Annotated in this window: 1 protein-coding gene; it reads left to right on the top strand. The window is 45.6% G+C overall.

Going from position 1 to position 215, the window contains the following annotated elements:
- Positions 1-215 (top strand): group II intron maturase-specific domain-containing protein (locus LKE08_RS08955; protein ID WP_375341412.1); only part of this gene is annotated, 215 nt, incomplete at both ends.

The following is a 215-nucleotide window of genomic DNA, read 5'->3' on the forward strand; positions in this document are numbered from 1 at the left end:
AGACTCAACCCCATCATCACCGGATGGGCAAGGTATTACTCGGGGGTAGTCTCCAAGGAGATTCTCAGCAAGCTAGATAACATACTCTGGCAACAACTGCGGGCATGGGTAGTATCACGATGCGGAAACGCCAAAGATAAAACGCTCAGGAAATACTTCCGAACAGGAAAAGTGATACTGAGTAATGGGAAAGAAAGGAATGAGAAATGGATTTT

It is taken from the genome of Lyngbya sp. CCY1209, from assembly GCF_035615495.1.
GTDB lineage: Bacteria > Cyanobacteriota > Cyanobacteriia > Cyanobacteriales > Microcoleaceae > Limnospira.